Source organism: bacterium, from assembly GCA_030654305.1.
GTDB lineage: Bacteria > Krumholzibacteriota > Krumholzibacteriia > LZORAL124-64-63 > LZORAL124-64-63 > PNOJ01.
Map to the genome: position 1 here is coordinate 1 of JAURXS010000092.1, position 2205 is coordinate 2205.

Consider the following 2205-nt stretch of genomic DNA (forward strand, 5'->3'; position numbering starts at 1 on the left):
CTGGCCGGGGTTGCCGGGGTCCTCGCCGCCGTTGCGGAACAGCTTGTTGACGCCGTTGTTCGCCAGGTAGATGTCCAGGTCCCCGTCCAGGTCGAAGTCGGCCCAGGACACGCCGTGGCTGGGCAGCGCGTCCGCCAGGACGGGCGTGGTCGCGTCCGTCCACTGGGCCGCGGCGGGTCCGGCGGCGACGGCGAGCAGGATCGACAGCAGGACGACCGCACAGGGGCGGCACGCGGACTTCTTCGTCGGGAACATCATGGATGTCCTTTCCACTGACAGACAGGCGTCGGACGACCACCGCACCTGCGGAGTCGTCCAGGCAGCGCCGTTCAATTCTACACCAAATCTAACTTAATATCATTTATCGGCTGGCGGGGGAAGAACTTGAGCCTCGGAAAAGCCCGAGGCCCAAGCAAGCCGTGGCCATATGAATACCCTATTTTCGTTCCCGGCGCTACCCGAGAGAGGTCCGCATCAGCGGTACCCGAAGATCTCCGCCCAGATGATCAGGACGATCAGGCTCAACCCGATCGTGAGCGCCGTGAAGCCGAATACCTTGAGCGCCCTGACCATGTTCGGCGTCAGGGGGTCGACCAGGTGCTTCTCCAGCTCCCCGGACTCGACCAGTTCGCGGTACTCGCGGGGCCGGTCCGCCTTGAACTCCTCCAGGGACATCCGGCCGGTGAAGATGACCGGGTCCATCGGGAAGCGGTCGGGCCGGAAGTGCGTGTTGAAGAAGTGCACCGTGAAGATGAAGCCGGTCGCCAGCAGCGCCTCGTCGGAGTGGATGATGGTCGCCACGTTGACGAACCAGCCCGGCAACACGCGGGTGAACGCCTCGGGGAACCACAGGATGAGCCCGGACAGGCCGATCATGCCCACGCCCCAGAACACCGCGAAGTAGTCGAACTTCTCCCAGTAGGTCCAGCGCCCGTACTCGGGTCGCGGCCCCAGGCCGACGAACCAGCGGATCGTCTGCACGAATTCCACGCCGTCGCGCTTCTTGGGCATCATCGAGTTGGGGCCGGCCAGGAATCCCGCCCAGCCCAGGCCGGACTGCTTCTTGCGCCAGAAGATGTCGATGATGTGGCGCGTGAAGTAGAAGAACGTGATCAGCGCGCAGAGGCGGTGGATCACGCCGGTGCCCTGGAAGCCGCCCAGGGCGTGGGAGATCCACTGCGCCCACCCGAAGTAGGAGAACTTCAGGGTCATGCCGGTGACCGCCAGGCCCAGGAAGCTGACGATCACCAGGATGTGCAGGTAGCGCGGCAGGCGCTGGAAACGGCGGAACTGCTTCTCGCCCGGCTGCTGGTCGCGGCGCAGCTGGCGCGAGTGCTTCAGGGCCATGATCGAGCGCGGCAGCCACAGCAGCGTGTGGATGCCGAAGAAGGCGAAGGTGCCCACCAGCAGCGCCGTCATGAACAGCCACGTGTAGTGGATGAACGGGTACTTGTCCTTGTCGTGGTGTGTGGCGTGGGTCAGGTAGCCGGCGAAACGTCGGTGCGACTCCGGGTGGCACTGGGCGCAGGTGGCCACGATGTTGCCGCGCGAGAGCGACGAGGCCGGGTCGTCCGGCGGCAGGATGTCGTGGGAGCCGTGGCAGTCCTGGCACTTGGCCGTCTCGGTGTAGCCCAGCTTGACGACCTTGCCGTGGAACGTCTCGAAGTAGGACTCCGTGACCTCCTCGTGGCAGTGGCCGCAGGTGGTGACGATCTCGTGCATGAAGCCCTGGGCGTCGGTCTCGGTGATCTCGTGCGAGGAGTGGCAGTCGTTGCACATCGGCAGCAGGACGCCGTCGCGCTCCTGTCCCGTGAAGTGGATGCTGTTGCGGAAGGTCTCGAAGATGCCCTGGTGGCAGCGGGCGCAGGTGTCCACGATCCGGCTGCGGTTGATGGTCGAGCGCACGTCGGTCTGCGGCAGGACGTGGTGGGCCGTGTGGCAGTCGGTGCAGGTCGCCGAGACGACCAGGCCGCTCTGCTGGATGGCCCGCCCGTGCACGCTCTCGGCGTAGTTCTCCACCATGCCCTTGTCGCGGCCGGTGTAGCGGACGTCGGCCTTGCCGCCGGCCCCGTGGCACTCCGCGCACAGCGCGGCGACGTTGCTGACGTACGTGGGCGAGCGGGGATCGAGGTGCAGCCGGGTGCCGTGCGTGCCGTGGCAGGTGCGGCACTGCGGCGCGTCGGGGTCGCCGCGCGCCAGCAGCGT

Annotated in this window: 2 protein-coding genes; both read right to left on the bottom strand. The window is 66.5% G+C overall.

Translation table 11 applies throughout. The features are described 5' to 3' along the window. Nucleotides 1-258, bottom strand: a 258-nt coding sequence (locus Q7W29_02475) for a VCBS repeat-containing protein (GenBank protein MDO9170675.1), incomplete at its 3' end; no start/stop codon positions are given. A 216-nt stretch (nt 259-474) separates the two neighbouring features. Further along, a partial coding sequence (locus Q7W29_02480) for a cytochrome C (protein ID MDO9170676.1) occupies nt 475-2205 on the bottom strand: 1731 nt, incomplete at its 5' end.